At 28.9% G+C, this 23220-nt stretch carries 21 protein-coding genes and 1 pseudogene; all 22 read left to right on the top strand.

What is annotated here, in order from left to right; genetic code table 11:
* A pseudogene (locus tag Q0075_RS01785) lies at positions 1-260 on the top strand (transcriptional regulator); the annotation flags it as partial.
* A gap of 105 nt (positions 261-365) precedes the next feature.
* Positions 366-989 carry an ATPase gene (locus Q0075_RS01780; RefSeq protein ID WP_297868029.1) on the top strand — a complete coding sequence of 208 codons (624 nt, stop codon included), beginning with the start codon at positions 366-368 and terminating at the stop codon, positions 987-989.
* Between the two features lie 76 nt (positions 990-1065).
* Positions 1066-1680, top strand: coding sequence for a hypothetical protein (locus tag Q0075_RS01775; protein WP_297868028.1), 615 nt, complete (start codon positions 1066-1068; stop codon positions 1678-1680).
* A gap of 336 nt (positions 1681-2016) precedes the next feature.
* A complete protein-coding gene (locus tag Q0075_RS01770) occupies positions 2017-2643 on the top strand; it encodes a hypothetical protein (RefSeq protein ID WP_297868027.1) in 627 nt (208 codons plus the stop codon).
* A gap of 63 nt (positions 2644-2706) precedes the next feature.
* Complete coding sequence (locus tag Q0075_RS01765; protein WP_297868026.1) at positions 2707-3408, top strand: hypothetical protein; 702 nt, start codon at positions 2707-2709, stop codon at positions 3406-3408.
* Positions 3409-4029: 621 nt separating this feature from the next.
* Positions 4030-4329, top strand: coding sequence for a hypothetical protein (locus Q0075_RS01760; RefSeq protein ID WP_297868025.1), 300 nt, complete (start codon positions 4030-4032; stop codon positions 4327-4329).
* A gap of 73 nt (positions 4330-4402) precedes the next feature.
* Positions 4403-5191: a GLPGLI family protein gene (locus Q0075_RS01755; RefSeq protein ID WP_297868024.1), complete on the top strand. Its 789-nt coding sequence runs from the start codon at positions 4403-4405 to the stop codon at positions 5189-5191.
* Positions 5192-7822: a carboxypeptidase-like regulatory domain-containing protein gene (locus Q0075_RS01750; protein ID WP_297868023.1), complete on the top strand. Its 2631-nt coding sequence runs from the start codon at positions 5192-5194 to the stop codon at positions 7820-7822.
* Between the two features lie 526 nt (positions 7823-8348).
* On the top strand, positions 8349-9014 hold the full coding sequence (locus Q0075_RS01745) for a hypothetical protein (protein ID WP_297868022.1): 666 nt from the start codon (positions 8349-8351) through the stop codon (positions 9012-9014).
* A 12-nt stretch (positions 9015-9026) separates the two neighbouring features.
* Positions 9027-9356, top strand: coding sequence for a hypothetical protein (locus Q0075_RS01740; protein WP_297868021.1), 330 nt, complete (start codon positions 9027-9029; stop codon positions 9354-9356).
* A gap of 402 nt (positions 9357-9758) precedes the next feature.
* On the top strand, positions 9759-12896 hold the full coding sequence (locus Q0075_RS01735; RefSeq protein ID WP_297868020.1) for a S8 family serine peptidase: 3138 nt from the start codon (positions 9759-9761) through the stop codon (positions 12894-12896).
* A gap of 65 nt (positions 12897-12961) precedes the next feature.
* Positions 12962-13297, top strand: a complete 336-nt coding sequence (locus Q0075_RS01730) for a hypothetical protein (protein WP_297868019.1) — start codon at positions 12962-12964, stop codon at positions 13295-13297.
* A 167-nt stretch (positions 13298-13464) separates the two neighbouring features.
* The gene (locus Q0075_RS01725; RefSeq protein ID WP_297868018.1) at positions 13465-13593 is read left to right on the top strand and encodes a hypothetical protein; all 129 of its coding nucleotides are present in this window, start codon (positions 13465-13467) and stop codon (positions 13591-13593) included.
* Between the two features lie 106 nt (positions 13594-13699).
* On the top strand, positions 13700-14782 hold the full coding sequence (locus Q0075_RS01720) for a hypothetical protein (RefSeq protein ID WP_297868017.1): 1083 nt from the start codon (positions 13700-13702) through the stop codon (positions 14780-14782).
* A 128-nt stretch (positions 14783-14910) separates the two neighbouring features.
* Positions 14911-16275: an AAA family ATPase gene (locus tag Q0075_RS01715; protein WP_297868016.1), complete on the top strand. Its 1365-nt coding sequence runs from the start codon at positions 14911-14913 to the stop codon at positions 16273-16275.
* Entirely contained in the window at positions 16268-16924 is a 657-nt protein-coding gene (locus tag Q0075_RS01710; RefSeq protein WP_297868015.1) for an HNH endonuclease domain-containing protein, read from the top strand. The genes Q0075_RS01715 and Q0075_RS01710 overlap by 8 nt, the downstream gene beginning before the upstream one ends.
* Positions 16925-17056: 132 nt before the next feature.
* On the top strand, positions 17057-17458 hold the full coding sequence (locus Q0075_RS01705; RefSeq protein ID WP_297868014.1) for a hypothetical protein: 402 nt from the start codon (positions 17057-17059) through the stop codon (positions 17456-17458).
* A gap of 259 nt (positions 17459-17717) precedes the next feature.
* Complete coding sequence (locus Q0075_RS01700; protein ID WP_297868013.1) at positions 17718-17927, top strand: helix-turn-helix transcriptional regulator; 210 nt, start codon at positions 17718-17720, stop codon at positions 17925-17927.
* 1 nt (position 17928) lies between these two features.
* The gene (locus tag Q0075_RS01695) at positions 17929-19155 is read left to right on the top strand and encodes a DNA cytosine methyltransferase (protein WP_297868012.1); all 1227 of its coding nucleotides are present in this window, start codon (positions 17929-17931) and stop codon (positions 19153-19155) included.
* Positions 19155-21638: an ATP-binding protein gene (locus Q0075_RS01690; protein WP_297868011.1), complete on the top strand. Its 2484-nt coding sequence runs from the start codon at positions 19155-19157 to the stop codon at positions 21636-21638. Before Q0075_RS01695 ends, Q0075_RS01690 begins: the two co-directional genes overlap by 1 nt.
* A complete protein-coding gene (locus Q0075_RS01685) occupies positions 21635-22360 on the top strand; it encodes a hypothetical protein (protein WP_297868010.1) in 726 nt (241 codons plus the stop codon). Before Q0075_RS01690 ends, Q0075_RS01685 begins: the two co-directional genes overlap by 4 nt.
* A 2-nt stretch (positions 22361-22362) precedes the next feature.
* Positions 22363-23109, top strand: a complete 747-nt coding sequence (locus Q0075_RS01680; RefSeq protein WP_297868009.1) for a hypothetical protein — start codon at positions 22363-22365, stop codon at positions 23107-23109.
* Positions 23110-23220 lie beyond the last annotated feature (111 nt).

Genomic DNA, 23220 nt, shown 5'->3' with positions numbered 1-23220 from the left:
TAAATCCAGTTCTCGAAGAAGTCAAAACCTATTTCCTAGAAAACAACTTCCCAGACCAAGAAGCCCTAAAATTCTACAATTATTTCTCCAGTGTCGGTTGGCTTGTCGGGGGCAAAACACCAATGGTCAATTGGCAAGCAGCAGCACAAAATTGGATAATCAACAGTATTAATTTCAATCACAACACCGACACAATACCGACAAATAGACCAAAACACCTCAACACAACAACCGATAAAAACTATTCAGAGCCATTGTAACTGTCATTGTGAGTAAATCTGTGCAAATCCTTTTAATCCGTGGCAAAAAAAACTTTGCGAACCTTGCGTTGAACCTTTGTGCTCTTTGCGGTTAAATCTTAAACTATGAAAACAGAAATAAAAACCAATTACAACTACCAAGAAGTAATCTATTGGCTAGAACAAAAAGGCATCGAATTATACGGCAATCAATTCAAAATAATAGATACTGATTACCCAATAGTATACAAACTCATTGCTTATTTTCTAAAAGACGAGCCTACGTGTTTTCAATACGGCATAAACGTCAACAAGGGAATTTTATTAACTGGACCAATTGGTTGTGGTAAAACTTCATTAATGACCCTAATGAAACATTTAGCCTCAATAGGGAATAAATTTTCTGTAAAACCATGCAGAGACATAAGCTTTGAATTTATCCAAGACGGCTACCAAATAATCCACAAATACAGCATTGGCCAACTCTACCAATCCGAACCAAGAACCTACTGCTTTGACGATTTAGGAACAGAAAACAACCTAAAATACTTCGGAAACGAATGCAATGTCATGGCAGAAATTCTCTTATCAAGATATGATCTATTCATTTCAAAGAAACTCCTAACCCACATAACCACAAACCTATCCGCCACCGAAATAGAAAAGCACTACGGCAACCGAGTTCGCTCACGATTGAGGGAAATGGTTAATTTAATTGCATTTGAAAAAACAGCACAAGATAAAAGATAAAATCAGTATTAATCCGCGTTGCAAAGAATCCGTTTCATCCGCGTTCCTATAACTTGAAACTTGAAACTTGAAACAAATGAACACAATAACCAACTTCTGGAACTACTTCCAACAAAACAACTTTGTCTTCCTACTCCTAAACGAAATCCCAAATGACGAACTAAAAATTCATTTCGACAACCTAATCGAAATACTGCACCAATACAACAAAGACCTTGACCTCATCATCAAAAACAAAAATAATGGTGCAGAATTAATCATTACAGCAAATGGTAATCCATACCTTTTCAAAGAAGTAGAATTACTAGTCCATCATGCACCTGTTTTAGAACATTGGAAAATAACCGCATTCCTCCAACCCGAAACCAACCTAACCAAATACGAAAATGGCACCGACAAACCACTAGAATATTACGGCATAACTTTACGAATAAGTGAAATGTATTTCATCCCATTAGAAAACCCAAATAAACCAACCGATTTAGGAATAAAAGTGTTACTCAAAAACTACATCATCCACAAAGACAACCCAAGACTTCGAGAAGCAGTTTATGTCCATATCGAGCATTTAATCGGAGAAAAAGCATTTGCCAATGATATCACATTTATTGAGATAGGACAATTAGGAGGTAATCAAAAGAATACCATAGCGCTTTGCTATTTGTATGCTTATATCCAAGTAAAACAATAAAAACCTACAAAAAACACCGTAATTTTTTTCCAAAAACACCGTAAAATATTAATTTTTTATATGTTTTAATTTACAAAGTTTTAAATTGAAATTTCGTTAATATCATCTATAAGATATATATATGCTTGAAAGTTTTTCATATAAACGAGTTGTATGAAACTATTGACCAACATTAGGCATAAAATAGAGTTCTTAAAAACATTCAGTAGCTACGAATTGCGAGATTTGTTCATTACTCAAAGAAAAAAATGAAATAGTGACATTGCAAACACGAAAAAATTGCAATAGGGCGAAAACTAATCACACAAGTCCTTAATGGTGAAAAAAATATTAAAAATGAAAAAATTTATTGTATTAGCTTTAGCTATTTCGTTATCATTATCATTTTTTAATTGCTCAAATGATAATGCAGAAAATCAGGTTAATTTTTCTAAAATTTCAAAATCAAAATTAAAGCAGTTCATGTTAGAAAAAGAGACAACTGCTAGAATTATTAAAGTAGATTCTCCTGGTGGTCCAACAGATTGTAGAATTAATATATTATCTTTATTTTCAAATATTAAAGAATCAGATAAAGATGAAATTCTTTCCTCTTTCGGAATTTTTTATGATATTAGAGATAATAATTTGATCGGAAACTCAACAGGTGAGCTTTATATCAATGCTTATTATTATTTAAGTAGTAATCTTAAAAATGAACCTGTAACAATTGAAGAAATAACTAAATATTTTGAAATTCTTCCTGTTATTATGTCAATTAAAGGTAAACTAAACGATAATAATTTTAAAGGTATAGTAATTACTGAAAGTGAAAGAGATGAACTAATAAATTTGGTAAATTATTATAAAGCAAAAAAAGTTTCTGATTCAAATTACCAAGAAATATTAAACTCAATAATAGAGGATATTGCTTCGATAACAAACAGAAATTCTTCTCAAATTAAGGAATTTTTAGCTAATTAATAAGTATTGAGTTGTAAGAATTTTTAATTTTTACAACTCACTTATATTTAAATTGTTCAAACTATGCAAATAATAATACTTAAAAATGAAATTTTTTATTTCTCTACATGCTTTGTGTTTTTGACAATTTTTGGGACTTTACACCACGAACTTGGTCATATTGTAATAGCAAAATTATTAGGTTATGATACTATTTTACATTATTCAAGTATGGAATGGAATAGCGATATAAAGAAAAGTATTACGGATTTTTATATAAAAAATGAATCTATAATTATTGAAATGAGACCTTTTCAAAATAGTATACAGTATTATAAAAAACTTGATAAAATATATTATGATGAGTTTTTAATTGTATTAGGAGGTGTATTACACACAATCATAACAGGTAGTATTGCTTTTTTTTTACTAGTATTTAATAAAAAAATAAAATCAAGAAGAATCCTATTTTGGTTTTTAGTTTTCCTTTCTCTTTTTTGGTCTAGAGAAATATTCAACTTATTTAAAGGAGCTTTACAGTTTATCTTTAAAAAATCTTCTTCATTATTTTGGGGTGATGAATTGAAAATTTCAACTTATTTAAATTTATTCGAAGGTACTGTTTCAATTTTATTAGGAATTATAGGATTATTAATATTATCAGTTGTTTTTTTTAAAATAATTCCTATTAAGTATAGATTATCATTTATTTTTTCTGCATTAATTGGAAGTTTTATAGGATATGTTTTATGGATGATTTTAGTAGGTCCTTTAATATTACCATAATAGTGATTTTTTTCAATGATTAAATAATGCTGAAAGATTTAAACACCAAAGTAAAGATATCTTTTTTAAAATAAGAATGTTTTAGTATTTATTTTTAAATTTTCGAAAATGAAAAACAAAACCACAAAATGGTTAAGTAAGAGTGATTGTTTCGTTAATGAATATTAAACATTTTTTGTATATTGGGAATAATACAATCGACTACTTAAATTCAATGATCATATTAGGTTGACAAAGTAATAATATATTAAATACTAGATATTAGACTCTTTTTTTTTTAATTTTTACAAGCAAAATATACCGTAATAAAAATCATAAAAACCGTAAAAATCATACCTCTTTTCATTTACAACATTAGTAATTGTAGTATTTGTAAATCTTGTACTACGCTCAAGATACTAGGCTTAAATCTTTTATATAAACAAGTTGCAATAATCTTGTGACTATTATAATAAAGTAAAGTATTATTAAAAACATTCAGTAGCTACGAATTGCGAGATTTGTTCATTACTCAAAGAAAAAAATGAAATAGTGACATTGCAAACACGAAAAAATTGCAATAGGGCGAAAACTAATCACACAAGTCCTAAATATAAATGGTGTATAATAATTTTTAATTAAATGAAAAATTTATTCTTATCTTTAGCTTTCATGCTAATCGGATCATTTTCTTTTGCTTCTTCAAACTGTGATGTAAAAGAAACTAATTTATTAATTAAAAGTGAAGAAGTTATAAAATCTGTAGATTTTACAACTTTTAAAACTATGGTTGAAAACCATCAAATCAAAATTGTAAAAAAAGTTGATTTTATTTTTTATGATTCTTGTGGTGGTGTTTGGCATGTTACAGGAGCTGATGGGTGGTCAACTCAAGAAATTATGGAAGCTTTATTGTTTTTTGACAGTGTAGTTTGTCCATAATTCAAGTTTTTTCGGATGTTAAAATAATAAATTATTTTAACATCCTTTTTCTTTATCTTTAATTCAACTTATTATGAAAAAAAATAATATAACTATAATAATGCTTTTTGTTTTAAATTTATTTTATGCTCAAAATAAATTTAAAAATATAGAAATAATTTATGAACTTAATTACAAAATTAGTAAGCAAGATACTACCGATATAAGATCAGAGGATTTTTTATTGAGCATAAATAATGGAGTGTCTTTCTTTAGTAGTGTAAACTTTAACATTGGTGATTCAATTACAAAAAACTCAAAAAATTTAGCAGATATTTATAAAATTCCTAAAACAAAGTTTACAAATACGATAGAAAAAAATATTAAATCTAGTTTAATGACTTATTATCAAAAAGTTGGAACAGACAAGTTCAAATATGTTGATTCATTGCCATTATTAAAATGGAAATTATTAAATGAAGAAAAAAAAATTGGAGATTTTGTTTGTAAAAAAGCTACAGTCAGTTTTGCTGGTAGAAATTATATTGCCTGGTATTCATTAGATTTTTCTGTTTTTGATGGGCCATTCAAATTTTATGGATTACCTGGTCTTATTTTTCAAATTTATGATACTTCAAATGACTATAATTTTATTTTAAAAAGTATTAAAACACCACTAAATACACGTTTATATGACATAAAAAATTATAAAGAATTAACAAAAGATGATTTTTTTAAATGGGTTAATAAATATAAAAATAATCCTGAATTATTATTAAAAAATAGTCCTATTCAATTATCTGATGAAGATATGAAAAGAGTTAAATTAAAATACATAGAAAAAAACTCTTATGAAAACAACCCAATAGAACTCTCTTACTAAATGAAAAAGTTTCTGTATTTAATTCTTTTAATAAGTAATGCTATTTATTCCCAAATTGTTATAAAAGGGTATGTTACAGACGCATATTATAAACCTGTTCCAAATTCAAGTGTATTAATACTTAAAAAAGGTACAGATGATGTTATTGCTTATGCAATTTCTGATAGTAAAGGTTTTTATAATGTTACTTTTTCATCTAACGATAAAGAAATTGACATTCAAGTAAGATGTATGGGCTATGAAACTATTACTGAAACTATCAAAAATAATTCCAATACAAAAAATTTTATTTTAAATGAAAAATCATTTGAATTAAAAGAAATTATTGTAAAAACTTCACCTATTAAACAAAAAGGTGATACAATTAAGTATTTTGTAAATTCATTTTCTAAAGAACAAGACAGAAGTATAGGAGACGTTTTAAAACGAATGCCAGGCATTGAAGTTTTGAGTGATGGTAAAATTCTATATCAAGGAAGACCTATTAATAAATATTACATTGAAGGGTTAGATTTGCTTGAAGGTAAATATAATTTAGCCAATGAAAATTTACCATTTAAAGAAGTTACACAAGTTCAAATTTTAGAAAATCATCAACCCATTAGAGCTCTAGATAGTTTAAAGTTTTCTGACCAAGCAGCTTTAAATATCAAACTTAAAAATGCTTATACTTTTACAGGACAAGCTAGTTTAGGAAGTGGATTTAATCCTTTGCTTTGGGATGCTAATATTACACCAATGCTTTTTACAAAGAAAACGCAAATGCTTGCTACTTACCAAACTAATAACACAGGAGTTAATGTTGCCTCTCAACTAAAAAAATTAACTATTGAAGATTTAATCAATCAATTTGAAAACAATTCTGAAAAAACAGATTGGTTAAGCATTCAACAATTAGCTACCCCAAATTTTTCTGAAAAAAGATGGTTAGATAATAATATCCATTTACTATCTGGAAATTATTTGCAAAAACTCAATAATAATTATGAACTGCGTATAAATTTATCATACCTAAATGATTATCAACAACAAAAAGGTTATACCAATACAGAGTTTATTACACCTGTTAATACTATTACTATTTTAGAAGAAAAATATAATCAATCATTTTATAATTCATTACAAACAAATATTACACTACAAAAAAATGCTGATAAAAATTATTTCAAAAATAGCTTGGAGTTTCAAGGATTTTGGGATAGTCAAAAAGGTAATACTGTATTAAATAATGAACCAATAAATCAACAATTGAATAATGAGTTTTTTAGAATTTCAAATAATTTAAAAAATATCTTTCCTTTGGGTAAACAAATGATAACTTTAAACTCTTATGTAGGTCTAAATAAAACCCCTCAAACTTTAACTGTAAACCCAGGACAATTTGAGAATATACTAAACAATAACCTCCCATATGATGAAGTTAAACAGCAAGTTGATTTAAATACTTTTTATACTAACAACTCTATCAGTTTTACAAAAGCAATAAAAAGATTCTCAATAGAACCAAAAGTTGGCTTTCAAATAGAAAATCAACAACTTAATAGTGAAATTCTAACTTCGGAAAACTTTAATTTAGGTAATGAATTTTCAAATAATTTAGATTGGTTTCGTTCTAAATTCTATTTTAATATTACAACTCAATATAAAAAAAATAAATGGCGATTTGAGTTAACAACTCCTATTAATCATCATACCTTTCAAATCAAAGACAACCCTTTGCAGTCATCAGAAAATCTAAATCAGGTAACTTTTGAGCCAAGATTATCAGTAATCTATGACGTAAACTCATTTTGGAAAATTAATTCTTCAATCAATTTTTCAAATCAATTTGGCACAATAAATCAAATACATTATGCTTATATTTTACAAAATTACAGGAATTTACAACGTATAAATGCCCCAATTCCACAAAATTTAAATCAAAATTTCTCTTTTGGAATTGCCTACCGCAATCCCATCAAAACGTTATTTTGGAATGTTATGTACGTAAATAATAAAAGTGTAAATAAATTACTCTATCAAACTCAAGTTTCAACTAACGGAGCCACTGAGTTAAAAGCAATTGAACAAGAAAACAACAGAAACAATCATAATATTTCAACAAGAGCAAGTAAATATTTTAGCAAAATAAAATCTAATATTACACTAAATGCTACTTTCAATCTTCAAAATTTTCAACAATTAGTAAACAACAATTTAACAGCTATAAAAAATCAAAACTTGACAATTGGTAATAAAATTGATACAGATATTACTGACAAGATTAATGTTGAATATCAAGCTAACTGGACATTTTCAAAGAATAAAACTCAAAATCAAGAAAACCCAACAGTAACCCAACAAAGTCATATTCTTAATTTAAACTTTTATCCAGCTAAAAATCAATATTTTGCAATAAAATCAGAATACATCAATAATAATTTATTTACAGAAAGAACAGAAAATATATTCACAGATTTAATTTATAGATATACATTAACAAAAAATAAAATAGATTTAGAATTCCAATTATCAAATCTTTTTAATACAACAAATTATAGAACTATAAACATTAACGATTTTAGTTATGTAGAAACAAATTTTAATTTAAGGCCAAGACAAGCGCTATTCAAAGTAAGATTTACATTATAAATAAAACGTTTTTAAATAATTATTTTACCCATAATTAATTTGTGTTAAATAATTTTAACTACTATTCTTTAAAACAATTAATAATAAATTAAAAAAAGCCAAATCATACGACTTGGCTTTAATCTTTTTTAACCCAAATGTCACCACTCCCAACATTTCGGGATAGATCTAAACTTATTTTTGAGCTCCTTATGTAAGCTTATACGAAGTAACGAAAACCTAAAATCAACTACCGCTCCATTGATAACTAAGATAACAGTTTTGGCAATAGCATATGAGGAAATATTGGGTAAAATACTTAAAAATTTACCTTTTTAAACCGAATCGCTTATTTATTAAAATTTGTCATGATATTCATTGAAAAGTACAAGTAAAACACCGTAAAAAAAAGTCAAAAACACCGTAAAATCAATCGTTATTTTATTTTTTTATTTACAACTAAATAAATAATTCTTTAACTAATCTTTCCCTAAGGTTAAGATACTAGTATTAAAGTTTCGTTTAAATACAAGTTAGCGGTAATTTTATGGACAAACAAACACAACAATGGATAGCAACTGTAATTTCTTCTGTTAAAGAAATTCAAACTGACTTTGCAACAAACAAAGGGTTACTGCTGACGGAAGGAGATTTAGAATGTGAATTATATAGACAACTTCACAGTAAATTGAATTTTTCGACAAGAAAAAAATGTAAGACTTCAACTTGGAAGACTGGCTTTATTCACTCACAAGTTACTTGGTTCAAACCTGACAGAGAAAGCGGGTTTGAAGTTGATTTGACAATTTTAAATCCTGAAAAACTGGATATAAATACATTTGAATTAGCAAGAGACTATCCAAACAAAGGCTTTTTTTATGATGGTGAAACCGTTGCTATTGAATTAAAGTTTATTCGAGATGGCAGTAGCACTAAAATTTCTAATGACGCACAATGTGACTACATTAAAATTGTTGACGAATTAAGAATAGCCAAGGAAACATTGATAACAAGTAAAAAATATTTTCAAGCAAATATGGACAATGTAGGTTTTGTTATTGTGGTTGCTTGCAAGACTGACGAAATTTATCAGACAGCATTAGAGAAATTGGAAGCAGCGATAACAAAACGAGCTTGCCCGACTAATGTATTTCCAATAATTTTTTCACACACGAAAATGAAAATATTCAACAACTCAATTACAAACTCTTAAAATTAAAAGCCTATGCCAAAATTAAATCAAGACCTGACTAATAGAGATATTTATCTTGCAATTAGACAAAGAAATTCATTGGACTTTGTTGCTGATAGAGCAGACATTGGGTTTAATGATATTGAGCAGCAGTTTCAAAATATAAATTTTACCATTCCATTTAGACTTCCTGAATTACAGAATTTAAAGGTTGCTATTGACATTTTACTTCAAGAGTCAATTGGTAAGGTGACAATGGAACCATATGACAAGATGAGACTTTTAGTTAAAGTTTTTGGTGGAGAAATATTCTACCTAAAAATAAATAATGGTGACGAATGGAGAGTAATGATAGTATTTTAGAGAAAAACTACCCCCGCTCGTGCGCGAATCCCCCGCTCGTGCGCAAATTCCTTCTCGTTCGTATATAATTTTAGTAAATTAATAAATACAAAATAACAATATTATGGCACTAAAACCAGAACCAAAAAGAACAGCAACATCAACAGGAAAACCAGATCAACGTCAACGTGATAATAAAAAACACCTGGCAATACTCCATCATTAAAACATTCAAAATCAACAACAAAATAGAATTACTAAATAAAATATTTCTATCTAATTAATCATACAAAATCAATCTTGTAATATAATAGCTATAAACCAAAAAATCAAGACAAAATTATAATAATTAAAAAAATATAATAAATCTTGAATCTTTTTAAAATATTCATATAAATAAATTAATTTTAAACTAGTATTATTATGAAAAATAAAAAATACATATTCATCTCATTATTTTTTGTGCTTCAATTTGTAAGGGCACAAACTGACTTTTATTACACTTTCAATAATAATATGATTAGTATTGAAAATAATCCTAATAAAAAAGTATTACTTTTTGAAAATGGATATGTTACAGACACTATGATTCCAGGTGAAGTACCAGGTGAAGTACTGACAAGTAATTCATTTTTAATAACAAGTAATAAAAATTTGAACACTTATTCAGATTATAAAATTATACCAACTTATCTAACATCTGAAAATATTGAGATGTACTATACTAATGAAATTGTATTAAAGTATAAGAGTGATATTACACAATACCAAAAGAATAATCTATTATCAAGTTATGGGATTGTGCTTATAAAATCGACTCCTTCATACGATTTATTTAAAACTAACGGTGATCCTTTACAAGTTTCTAAAATTTTATATCAAACTGGTAATTTTGAATTTTGTACACCTAATTTCATTGCTAAAACAGAGTTGTATGGCCATATACCTAATGACCAATATTTTTCTCAACAATGGTATTTACACAATACTGGTCAAGGAACAAATGATGGTAAAAGTACAACAGTAGATGCAGACATAGATGCACCAGAAGCTTGGGATATCACAAAAGGTAGCCCTAATGTTATTGTTGCAATAATAGATGAAGGAGTTTCAAATAATCATCCTGACTTACCAAATTCTAGACAAGTAAGATTAAATGGTAGTAACTTTGCTTATCAATATGATGGCACAAATAATCCTAATGATCCATCACCAACTATTTCATCAACATCTGGTAACAACCATGGTAATTCATGTGCAGGGTTAGTTGGCGCTAGTCAAGACAACAATGAGGGAATATCTGGTGTTGCGCCTTTATGTAAAATTATGCCAATAAAAATACCATTTGGTTCTGTACCAGCAAATGTATATGCTGATGCTATAAATTTTGCCGTAACTCACAATGCAGATATTTTATCAAATAGTTGGGGCTATGGTTCAAGCAATCCAAATTTACAGCCAGTAATTGTTTCAGCTATAAATAATGCAATTTCAAATAATAAATTAGTAGTGTTTGCAGCCGGTAATACAGCAAATAGAGTTAGTGGTAATAATGGTTATGTTAATTTTCCAGGTAATGCAGCTATTCCAGATTTAATTACTGTTGGAGCGTCAGACAGAAATAACAATCAAGCTAATTATAGCCCTAATGGACAAACTTTAGAAATTGTTGCACCTTCTCATACTGCATATAATTCACAAATAAGTGGAGAAAGTTTTAATATTTGGACAATAGATTCTCCAAATACAAATCAAGGTTATAATAGTTGGAAAGATTCTTGGGCTGTTTTACCAGCTGTTGGAGAAACCCTACCAAGTAGCGGTACGAATTTTGCTTCTTATACTGGCAGAATGGGAGGGACATCTGCAGCGACTCCAATAGTTGCAGGTGTTCTTGCTTTAATGAAATCTGTTAACCCTTGTTTAACGGCTAGTCAATTAAAATTAATATTACAAAATACAGCTGATAAAATAGGAGGTTTCAACTATAATTGGTCTACATCGATGCCTGGTCATTCCATACAATTAGGATATGGTAAAGTGAATGCTTACAATGCAGTATTAGTTGCGTCAAACTCAAATTCACCAACTTTAGATTTGATGGTTAAAGATAGTCAAGACGACACAGGTTCAGAGCCAAATACTATTACACAATATATGTGGACAAGCGATAATATCTGGGTAAGAAACAATAATGATAGTGGATTAACACATGAAAACCCTGAATATTCCGCTCTTGGAAACCCAAATTATGTTAAAGTAAGAATTATAAATAAAAGTTGTGTTGCTTCATCAGGAAATGAACAATTAAAACTATATTGGGCAAAAGCCTCAACTGGATTAAGTTGGCCGAACCCATGGAATGGCGGTATTTCAGAACCTGTTACAAATGCTTCAATGGGTCAACAAATTGGAACATTAACTATTCCTGTTTTACAAGCAGGACAAGAAACTATTCTAACCTTTCCTTGGCAAGTACCAAATCCAACTGATTACTCGCAAGACCAATGGCATTTTTGTTTATTAGCAAGAATTGAAGCAACAAATGACCCAATGACTTCAATAGAAACTGGCGATATTAATGCAAACACAAGAAACAATAACAACATTGCGTGGAAAAATGTAACAGTTGTAGATATTTTGCCAAACAACATAGTAAATCCAGGTGGTGTAGTAGCAGTTGCAAATCCATTTAATCACCCTAAAACCTTCTTTTTAGAACTAGAAATTGCAGATTTAGAAACAGGCAAACCTATTTACCAAGAAGCAGAAGTAGGAATCAAAATGGATGAAATTTTATTCAATGCGTGGGAAAGAGGTGGAAAAGAAGCTCAATTACTCGACCCAACATTAGAAGAAAAAAGAAAAATAGTTAGAGGAAATCACGTAATTTTAGACAATATTTCGTTCAATGCTAATGAAACAGGTACTTTGCGTTTAGATTTTAATTTCTTAATAGGAGAATTAACAGAAAAAACAAATTATGCTTATCACGTTATTCAAAAAGATGGTGAAACAGGTCAAGTAATAGGAGGTGAAACTTTTATTATCATTAAAAACCCAAGACCTATTTTTGAAGCTGAAGCACCAGACAAAGAAGTAGATTTAAATCAAGCTATTACTATAAGTGCAAATGATATCAACGAACCTGCTATTTATAACTGGTATGACAATGAAGGAAATTTAATCTATCAAGGTAAAGATTTACAAATAGCTAATGCTGTTGCAGAAAAATTCAAATTAGAGGTAATTGCAACTGCTGATGGTTTCAAAGATTACAAACAAGTTGAAGTAAAATTGAAACCAAGTACATTAGAAAACATTACACCAAATCCAGCCACAAATAATGTTTTGGTAAGTTACAAATTAAACGGAGCAAATTCTGCTTATTTAATGATTATTGGATATTATGGTAGTAATGGAACATCAAACAATTATATTTTAGATATAAATTCAAGTGAAACAAATCTTAATGTAAGTAATTATCCAAGTGGTTTTTACACAGTAGCATTAGTTGTTAATGGAGAAATTGTAGATGGAAAAACATTAATTAAACAATAAAAAATAATATGCCACGCACAATGCGTGGCTATTTTATATAATTATTAACTTTTAAATATATAATCATGAAAACATTTTTTTTAACTTTTTTTTCGTTTTTTATGTTACTATCTTGTAGTAACAATGATGATAATTCTGATAGTTTAATTAATAATGCAACGGTATTAAGAGTTGGAATGGATTGTGACAATACATATCTTATAAAATTTGTTGATGGCTATTCTAATACTCCTCAAAATTCTACTCAAAATACTTTTTATGCAATTAATTTACCTGAGGAATATAAAATAGAAAATCTAGAAATTCACATTGATTTTAGACTACCAAATGAAAATGAAATATTGAACTGCACGAGTCAAGACATATCTTATCCTCAAATTTATATTGAAAACGTGGAGTAAATTCCTGATAACGCAGATTTACAAAAGTTAGACGTAAACTTAAGAGGAAATATATTTTTAATAATAAAATAAATCAAAACCTAATAGCTCGAATTTACCCGCTCGTGCGCGAATCCCTTCGCGTTCGTATATAATTTTATAAATAATAAATACAAAATAACAATATTATGGCACTAAAACCAGGACCAAAAAGAACAGCAACTTCAACAGGAAAACCAGATCAACGTCAACGTGATAATAAAAAAACACCTGGCAATACTCCATCATTAAAACCATCAAAATCAACCAAAAAATAGAATTAATCACTACTAACAACACTTAAAAAAGTTATATATCATTGATGTTATAAACAAGTTTGTAATAATTTTACTGACGACACCATATCCTTTAAATGACTAAAATATGAAAGACAAGAAATTACAACTTATCGATGAAAATACCTCTCCACTTTTTAGAATTATGTCAATTTATAATTCAAGTGCACCAAACAAGGCATTTACAAACAATATTTGTGCGTTTCACGTTGGAAAGGGGATTATTATAAGTGTATCTCATAATCTCAGACAGTTTGACAGACTTCCTCTCATTCTTTCTGACCATTTTTATCAAACAGAACTACTAACAAAAATAAATCCAGCTGACAGACCACAATTTGACCAAGCATATCCACTAATTGCAGAGACAAATCAAAGAATAGCGACAGGATTAAATCAACAAACAGGTGAACAATTAGCTAAAAAACTTGATGATGCTAGAGTTGACAGACGATATTCGAAACTTTATAATGAAGATTGCTGCAAACCATTTTTAGTTACAACATTTAGAAACAACACATTCTGTGCAGATGCCGCTTTAAATGCACATTTTTCTGCCAATCACAAATTTCATGAACCTTCATTAAATAGACACACTTTTCTAATAGAACTAGAATTAATTGACAACCTAGAAAGTGAAGATATAGCCATTTACAGAATAATTAATACTCATAATGATGTAATCAACAAACTGCCTTCAATTGAAATTGACTTTGAACTATATGATACCGGGACTCAAGACTATTTTTGTTTACAAGTGGCACCCTATGATAATCTTGGCAGAATAATCAATGAAGCAAGAATTGAAGGACTTCTTGACAACTTTGCATTGGAGAATGACTTGCTAGGAAATTCCTATCGGTTTGAAGGTTTGCGATACCTGATAAAAGGCTTTTTTAGGTTTGGTTCGTCAGGTGCACCATATCTTTTGTATGACCGAGAAAATGAAAAATTTAAAGTCAATGGAGTTCAAAGTCAGGCAAGTTTTATTCAACTATTAATCAACAACAATATGAACGGAAATCTGCAATATGTAAATGGAATTGCGACTCCAATGGCTTTAGTTGAAGAGAAAATCAGCCAAAGACTAAATGAAATAGCATATAATGACAAAAAGAGAAACTACTGTCAACCACTATTTTGCATAATGCTTCCCGAAGCTTCGGGATAATTTACAGACTTTAAACGTCTTACAACAATTAACTTTGTAGCTTAACTGACAGTGACGGGCTCCGAACCCAGCACTATGCAAAGTAGCATACGTTACCAGCCATTATAAAGACAGACAAGACAGATACAATGATTATAGAAAACTACAGACATAGAAATAAAATAATTGAGTTTGTTAACACCAGAGAATTGACTCATCACGAAAACATATTTACAATAATAGTAGGGAAAAATGGAACAGGAAAAAGTAGTCTATTAAATACTATTGTAAGACAATTTCTTGGGGAATCACAAAGAAGATTTTATAGGGACATGGAATTGGGATTTCAGAGAAGTTACTGGAATGGTGAAATTCTCAGTAACTCATATCCCAACCAAATTATTGCTGTTTCGACAAGCCCATTTGACAAATTTCCAATTTCAAGGCGATACAACGAAGTTTCGAATTATACCTACTTAGGTCTTAGAGACCTAATGAGTGCCAATTTTGGTGTTGCTTACATGAGTAAAATATTTGCATCTCTTGTCCAAAGTGTAATTTATAGAAATACTCAAGCAGTAGATTTTGGTAGTGTATTAGATTATCTTGGTTATAGGGAAAACATTCATGCTAACTTGAGCCTAAACTCTTCAAAAAGAATTCTAAGTGATATTATTGAAAGCAAAAACCCTGAAGAATTTATAAATACTACAAGGTATACTCCATTAAGGAATTTCAATCGAAAGTTTTTCTACCACGAAAATGAAGAAATTGATTATTCAAAAGTTGAACACATTAGACACTTAGCACACAAGATAATCGAAAACAATATCGGCATAGAATGTAACATGGTAATTAGCGGTAATGGTTTTAGGCTAGACCATGGGTATGAATTGCTTGAAGACGACATTCTTTTTTTGATACAATCAGGCTTTCTTAGGTTAAGAAATATTGGTTTAGAGTCTAAGGACACAGGTGAAATATTTTCTATTAAAGATGCTAGTTCTGGAGAGCAAAGTGTGATTCTTAGCATACTTGGAATTGCAAGCAAAATTCAAGACAACTCTTTAATTTGTATTGATGAGCCCGAAGTTTGCCTTCACCCTGAATGGCAAGAAAAATATATTCAGATTTTAATTGCGACATTCTCTTGCTATAAAGACTGTCATTTTATTATAGCTACACATTCGCCACAAATCATTGCAAAACTTTCGCCTACCAATTGTTTTATTACGTCAATAGAAGACGGTAATCTTGTTAATGCAGAGAGATTAATTAATAAATCCATAGATTTTCAATTAGCATATGTTTTTAACACTCCAGGATATAAAAATGAGTATCTGAGTAGAATAGCGTTAAATATTTTCACTAAGGTTGGAAAGAGAAAAAAGTTTGATGATGATGATTTGAGTAAGCTGAAAATACTTGAGAAACAGTATTACAACCTAGAATCATCTGACCCTTTAAAAAATATTGTTGAAGCTATCAAAGAAATGTATAGAATCTATGTCTGATATAAATAATACAGTTGTTTTTTCTGCATCACATGAAGCGGTAATTGACGCTAAAAAAGCACAAGCAGGTTATTGTCATACTTCATGGTCTGACAGTGACTTGGAAGCGATTCGTTGTCATATACGAGACTTTTATAAGTTTGAACAAGTTGGTAAGTGTGCTTTCTGTAAACAAAACGTATCAACTACATCTGCACTAAATTGCCATGTTGAACATGTTGTTCCAAAATCAAAACACATTGACTTCATGTTCACACCTAAGAATTTATGCGTGATTTGTGCAGATTGCAACCAAATCAAACGTGAACAGGAAACACTTGGAACAATTCCAAACACAATCAAGAGAGCAAGTAGAATAAGACAATACCCACGTTCATCAAATGCGTTTAAAATAGTTCATCCACATTTTGACATCTATGACGAACATATCCTAGTTGTGAATGGATATTATTTGGATAAGACGACCAAAGGACATTTTACAATTGGGGCTTGTAAGTTAAACAGGCGACTACATGAATTTGGTTGGGAGATAACAAATATAGATGACGATAAAGTATCAGAAACAATGAACAAATACCTCGAAGAAAAAGACCCAATTAAAAGGGTGGCATATCTTGATAATTTAAAACGACAAATTATCCTTACATAGATGAGAATAATGGCTGGTAACAACTATTTTGCATAATGCTTCCCGAAATATTGAGGTAATTTACATATTTTTAACGTCTTACAACAATAAACTAATGTCTGCCTGTCAGTGACGGGCTCCATACACAGCAATTTGAAAAGTAACATACATAATGCACCGGTTGTAAAAAGTAGGAAAATCACCGCGTTCCTACAACCAAAAACCAACCTAACCAAATACAAAAACGGCACCTACAAACCACTAGAATATTACGGCATAACTTTACGAATAAGCGAAATGTATTTCATCCCATTAGAAAACCCAAACAAACCAACCGATTTAGGAATAAAAGTATTGCTCAAAAACTACATCGTCCACAAAGATAACCCAAGACTTAGAGAAGCAGTATATATTCACATCGAACAGTTAATTGGAGAAAAGTCATTTGCTAATGACATAGCTTTAATTGAAATTGGACAATGTGAAGGAGATGACGAAAACCAAATCGAATTGTATAATTTAAAATCCTATATCGACATCGAAATGGACAATTAAGTTTCGGCAATAAACTCCATTTACTGCCAATAGTTAACTAATATTCTATTCGCAAAACACTACACAATCTGTAGTCAATCGCAAATAAAATATTAACAAAAATTGTTTACAATATATAAGTAATAAGACTCATAAATTTTAATATTAACTACATTTAAAATTTTTTTCTTATTGCATATATTATCAAAAAGCTTACAAAAATAGCAGATATTCACTTTTTGTTAATATATTTGCATAAAACGCAAATATATTGGCTTAAGTGGAAATTAATAGAATTAAAGTAGCTCTTGCTGAAACCAAGAAGAAAAACAAATGGTTAGCGGAAAAAATAGGTAAAGATGAATCTACTGTTTCTCAATGGTGTACTAATGCCCGCCAACCTTCTCTTGAGAATCTTTTAAAGATTGCTAATGTACTTAAAATAGATATTAGAGAATTACTTTACTCAACAAATAAGAATAAAAACTAACATGAGTGAAAAGAAAAAATACATTGACCTTTTTGCAGGCTGTGGTGGTCTATCACTTGGACTATATAATTCAGGCTTATGGAAAGGTTTGTTCGCTATTGAAAAAAGCCCAGATGCTTTTGAAACATTTGAGCATAACTTAATTCAAAATAAAGAACATTTTAATTGGCCAAATTGGTTGCCAAAAACAAACCATGATATCAATGAAATTATAAAAAATTACCAAAATGAATTAAAGGCATTAAGAGGTGAAATTGATATGGTTGCAGGTGGACCACCTTGCCAAGGTTTTTCGACTGCTGGTAAAAGAATTGAAAATGATTCTAGAAATAAATTGATTAAATCTTATATTAAATTTATTCGTTTAGTTCAGCCAAAAGTTATTTTTTTTGAAAACGTTAAAGGTTTTACGCAGAAGTTTGACAAAAACAAAATTCAAGGGAAAGTCTACTCTGAATATGTAAAAAGCGCTTTAGAATACACTCCTGATGATGAAAAATACTTAGGCTATAAAGTTGAAGGTAGATTGGTAGATTTTTCAGAGTTTGGAGTACCTCAAAAGAGGACTAGGTTTATTTTAGTAGGTATTCGTAAAGACATTGCAAATAATACTAAACCCGATGCTTTTTTCGATACAATTAGAAAAGAAAGAGAAAGATTTCTAATTAATAAAGGCATTGGATTGACCAATAGTCTTGAAGATGCTATTTCGGATTTGCTAAGAACAAATGAAACTACCTCTCCTGATACACATTCATTCATGGCTGGTTTATATAATAAACCAAAATCAAATTATCAAAAATTATTAAAAGGAGATTATAATAACCCAATTCCTGATAGCCATCGTTTTGCAAAACATAGTCCTTCTACAGTTGAAAAATTTGAATATATATTAGAATATGCTAATAAAAACAAAACACTTTCAGAAGATATAAAAGAACGATTTAATCTTAAAAAAAGAACAATAATTCCTCTTGCAGGAAATACACCAACACCAACGATAACTACGTTACCTGACGATTACATACACTATTGTGAGCCAAGAATATTTACAGTTCGTGAATATGCTAGAATCCAATCTTTTAACGATTGGTATGAATTTAAAGGAAAATATACTACTGGCGGTAAAAGAAGAACCCAAGAGGTACCACGTTATTCACAAATCGGTAATGCTATTCCTCCTCTTTTTGGAGAACAAGCAGGTATCGTTTTAAATTCTATAATTTAATGGCTAAAGTAAGATTTAGAACAAATATTTTATTAAAAAGTATAATTGGTAAAGATCTAATAACCGATGATAACGTAGCGGTATTGGAGCTTGTAAAAAACTGTTTTGATTCGGGTTCAAACAATGCCAAAATAATATTTAGAGATATAATTTCCAACCTATCATTAAGAGATTATAAAAAGAGTAATTCTTCTAAAATAATCATTCGAGATACTGGTTCTGGCATGTCAGAATATGACCTTATAAATAAATGGTTAAATATTGCCTATTCTGAAAAAAAAACAAAGAAAGAAGAGTTTAATAGACAATTAGCAGGGAATAAAGGTGTAGGTAGGTTTTCATGTGATAGACTTGGTAAATCACTAACAATTTATACACGAAAAAAAAATGAGCCATTACTAAAACTTTATATAGATTGGACAGAGTTTGAAAAGGTAAATGACATTGAGAGAAATATTCAGGATATAGATTTTGAACTAGATGAAATTTCCACTGAACAATATATTCAAGAAACTGAATTAGAAAAATTTTCTACTGGAACTACTTTATTTATTAGTGATTTAAGAGAAGTATGGGATTTACAAAAAATACAATCTCTTAAGAGGCAGTTAGAGCGTTTTATTAATCCTAATCAGAATTTTGAAGCTGAATCTTTTGATGTTTTAATTCAGGCTGATGAATATAAAAAGTTAGAGTTAAGTTTGCCAGATAGTGAAAAAATTAATGGTTTAGTCAAAAATAGAATTTTTAGCAACCTTGATTTTAAAGCAACATACATTAATTCAAAAATTTCGAATGATGGTAAAATTTTAACTACTGTTTTACGAGATAGAGGAAAAGAAATATTTACTCTTGTTGAAAATAATCCATATGATTTACTTAAAGATATTGAAATAAATATTTACTATTTAAATCCATATTCCAAAGCATATTTCAAACGACAAACAGGTATTAGGTCTAAGGAATTTGGTTCAATTTTTCTATTTGTGAATGGTTTTAGAATTCCTCCTTACGGTGATGATGGTAATGATTGGCTTGGTATGGAAATGCGTAAAAGTCAGGGTTATAATAGATTTTTAGGTACACGTGAAGTAATTGGAAGAATTGAGATTAATGGAGTAGAATTTGATGATGACAAAGATGATTTTTTTATAATCTCGAATAGATCAGGAGTAGATAACAATAAGCATTTTGAGCAATTGACTAAAAATGATACACCTTATGGTTATTATTTTAAAACATTCAGAAGGTTAGAACGATTTGTCGTAGAAGGAATTCATTGGGATAGTTCTAATTTAAAAGACAATGCAATAGAGAAAAAAGTTTTAGAAGATAAGAATTGGAACGAATCTAAAGAGGAATATAAAGAAGATAGTTTAACTCGAAATAAACGAGTAATTTCTCTAATTGATAAAATAATTAATAGTAAAAGTGAAGATGTGATTTCGCTTTCTATAAATAAAAAATTAGTTACAGAATTAGCTGAAGAACAAGCTCAAAAAGCAAAAGCTGAAATCGATTCAATTGTTGGTCAACTAAATAATAAAACACTCTCTTCAAACCAAATATATCAACTAATAAATGAACTCAGTAAATCTGAAATTGAAATTGAAAATTTTCCAGTAAATGAAAAACTGATACAAGATTTAAAGTTAGAACAAGAAAAATTAAAATTGGAGCTTCAAGCAAAATTTGAACAAACAAAAGAACTTGAAGAAGAAGCTAAAAGGCTTGAAGAAAAAAATAAAAGACTTGAAGAAGAATTAGAATTAGAAAAAGAGAAAAACACATATTTAAGAACTTCTTCTAGAACTTTGACTGAAGATGCAAAAGGGTTAGTTCATAATATTAAGATTACTTCAAAAAAAATTAGCAGTAGTGTAGATAATTTATATGATAAAATATTAAATAATGATTACACAAAGAATTCTCTGTTAAAATCTTTAGGTGCAATTAAGTTTCAGTCTGAAAAAGCAAATAAAATAAGTAAGATTATAACTAGGTCAAACTTTAAAACGGATAGTAACGCTCAAATTGCAGATGTTGTCAAATATATTGAACAATACATTGAAATTTATTCAGATATATATCCAAGAAGTGAACTTGAATTTAAAATAAATAATTCATCGGCTTCTCTTGTAAAGAAATTTAGTGTTTTAGATATGTCTGTTGTTTTAGACGATTTGATATCAAACTCTGAAAAAGCTGGTGCAAATTTGATAGAAATAGAAATGTCAAATTCTTCAGAAGGAGTTTTAGAGATTTTGTTTTCGGATAATGGTATTGGTATTGCAGAACAATTTCTTAAAGATGAAAAATCCAAAGAGAAAATATTTGATCTGGGCATTACAACTACAAAGGGAGGTTCTGGTATTGGGATGAATTCAGTTAGAGAAGGTTTAAAATCTATGAATGGTACAATCAAACTTCTAGGTAATAATTTAAAGCTTAATGGGGCTTGTTTTGAAATACAAATTAAATGATAAAAAGAACTTGTTTAATAATAGATAATGAAGACCAAAAAGAAGAAATTGAACAATTGGTTAGAGATGCAAGACATGAAGGTATTGATTTAGATTGTCAGCAATTTGAAGTGGGAAATACTGCCTATACTCAAGTTCTTACATTTGGTAAAATCGACCTTGATAAAGTTGAAAAAGAAGTTAAACTAAGATATAGAAATTTAGTATTTGACATTATTGCATTTGATTACGAATTAGATGATGATGAAGTTAATGGTGTAGAACTTTTGCGAAATTTTAATAATAGGAAATTATTTAAGCGTACACCAAAATTGGTTTACTCGGGAGTACTAGATCAAGTGTTAAAAAATATTATTGAACCTAATTTAGGGATACTTAAAATAAAGAATGAACCTGATAAAGCAATTATTAAACAAGAAGGTTTAGCAAAAATAAAATCTTTAATTAAATATAGTGTTCACGAATATTTAGATAGAGATGATCGTGATTCTATTATTATTAAGTTTCTTAAAGATGATATTCAATCTACAGAATTAATTGTAACACAAGCGTTAAGATTATATCCTGATTTTATTTTTGAACAAAATTTTGTTAATGCTAAATTCAATGGGATGACATATTCTGAAGTAGCTGATATTTTAGATAATGATGATGTACTTGGGGTTGAATTTAAAAGAGAAATAATTCAACAGGTAGTTGCTTATCTTACCGTAAAGATTTGATTATGAGCAAAAAAATCTTAATTGTTCATCCTTATGATAAGTCCACTAATTTTTTAGAAAGAATAAAAAGTCATTTGCAATCTAAATTTTTAGAAGATTGTCATTATTTTAGCATTAAACCTCAATCTAGTTCACATAAACAATGTTTGTCTGAAATTAATAACTTCTCTGAAGAGGGATTAATTCTTTTTATGGGGCATGGAAAAAGTAATTGTTTATATGGTGCTAAAGGCGATTACTATGGTACTCTCGAAAATGAACTCGTCAAAGAGGAAAGTCCTGAAAAATACTTTTATGAAGATAATTTTATTAATGATCAAAATATAGACATTTTTAAAAATAAGAAAGTTATTTCTCTATCTTGTAATTCAAATGGACAAATTGGTAAAAAAGCAGTAGAGTATGGTGCAAAAGTTTTTTTAGGTTTTGGGGACTTACCAACTTCTGTTGGGGAACTAGAAGATAAAGGTGAAGAAAGTAAAACAGGTACTTCACTTTCAACTATTGAACAAGCTATTAAAACTGAGATCAATTATATTATTAAGAGAAGTATCGAAATTGGAATTGTAAACAAACACTCATTTTTAGAATTAGTTAATTTAATTCATTTTATTACCAATCAAAGAATAAGCGATTATTTAGTGTATCAAAAAAAAATTAGTGAAAGAAAACTAATTGCAAATTATTTATATGATTTCAAAAAAGAAATAAAAATTTTTGGGGATAAAAATGAAAAATTAATTGATTAATGTTCTTCCTTTCTATCATAATCATTTTTGATTAGTCAATTAATTACCTCATTCATCTGCACAAAAATCGCTCCTAGTCCAAGTATTCCTAGCATCAATTATTTGTTTGCT

It is taken from the genome of uncultured Flavobacterium sp. (assembly GCF_937967675.1).
In the GTDB taxonomy this organism is placed as follows: domain Bacteria; phylum Bacteroidota; class Bacteroidia; order Flavobacteriales; family Flavobacteriaceae; genus Flavobacterium.
This window is presented reverse-complemented; position numbering and strand designations above follow the sequence as displayed.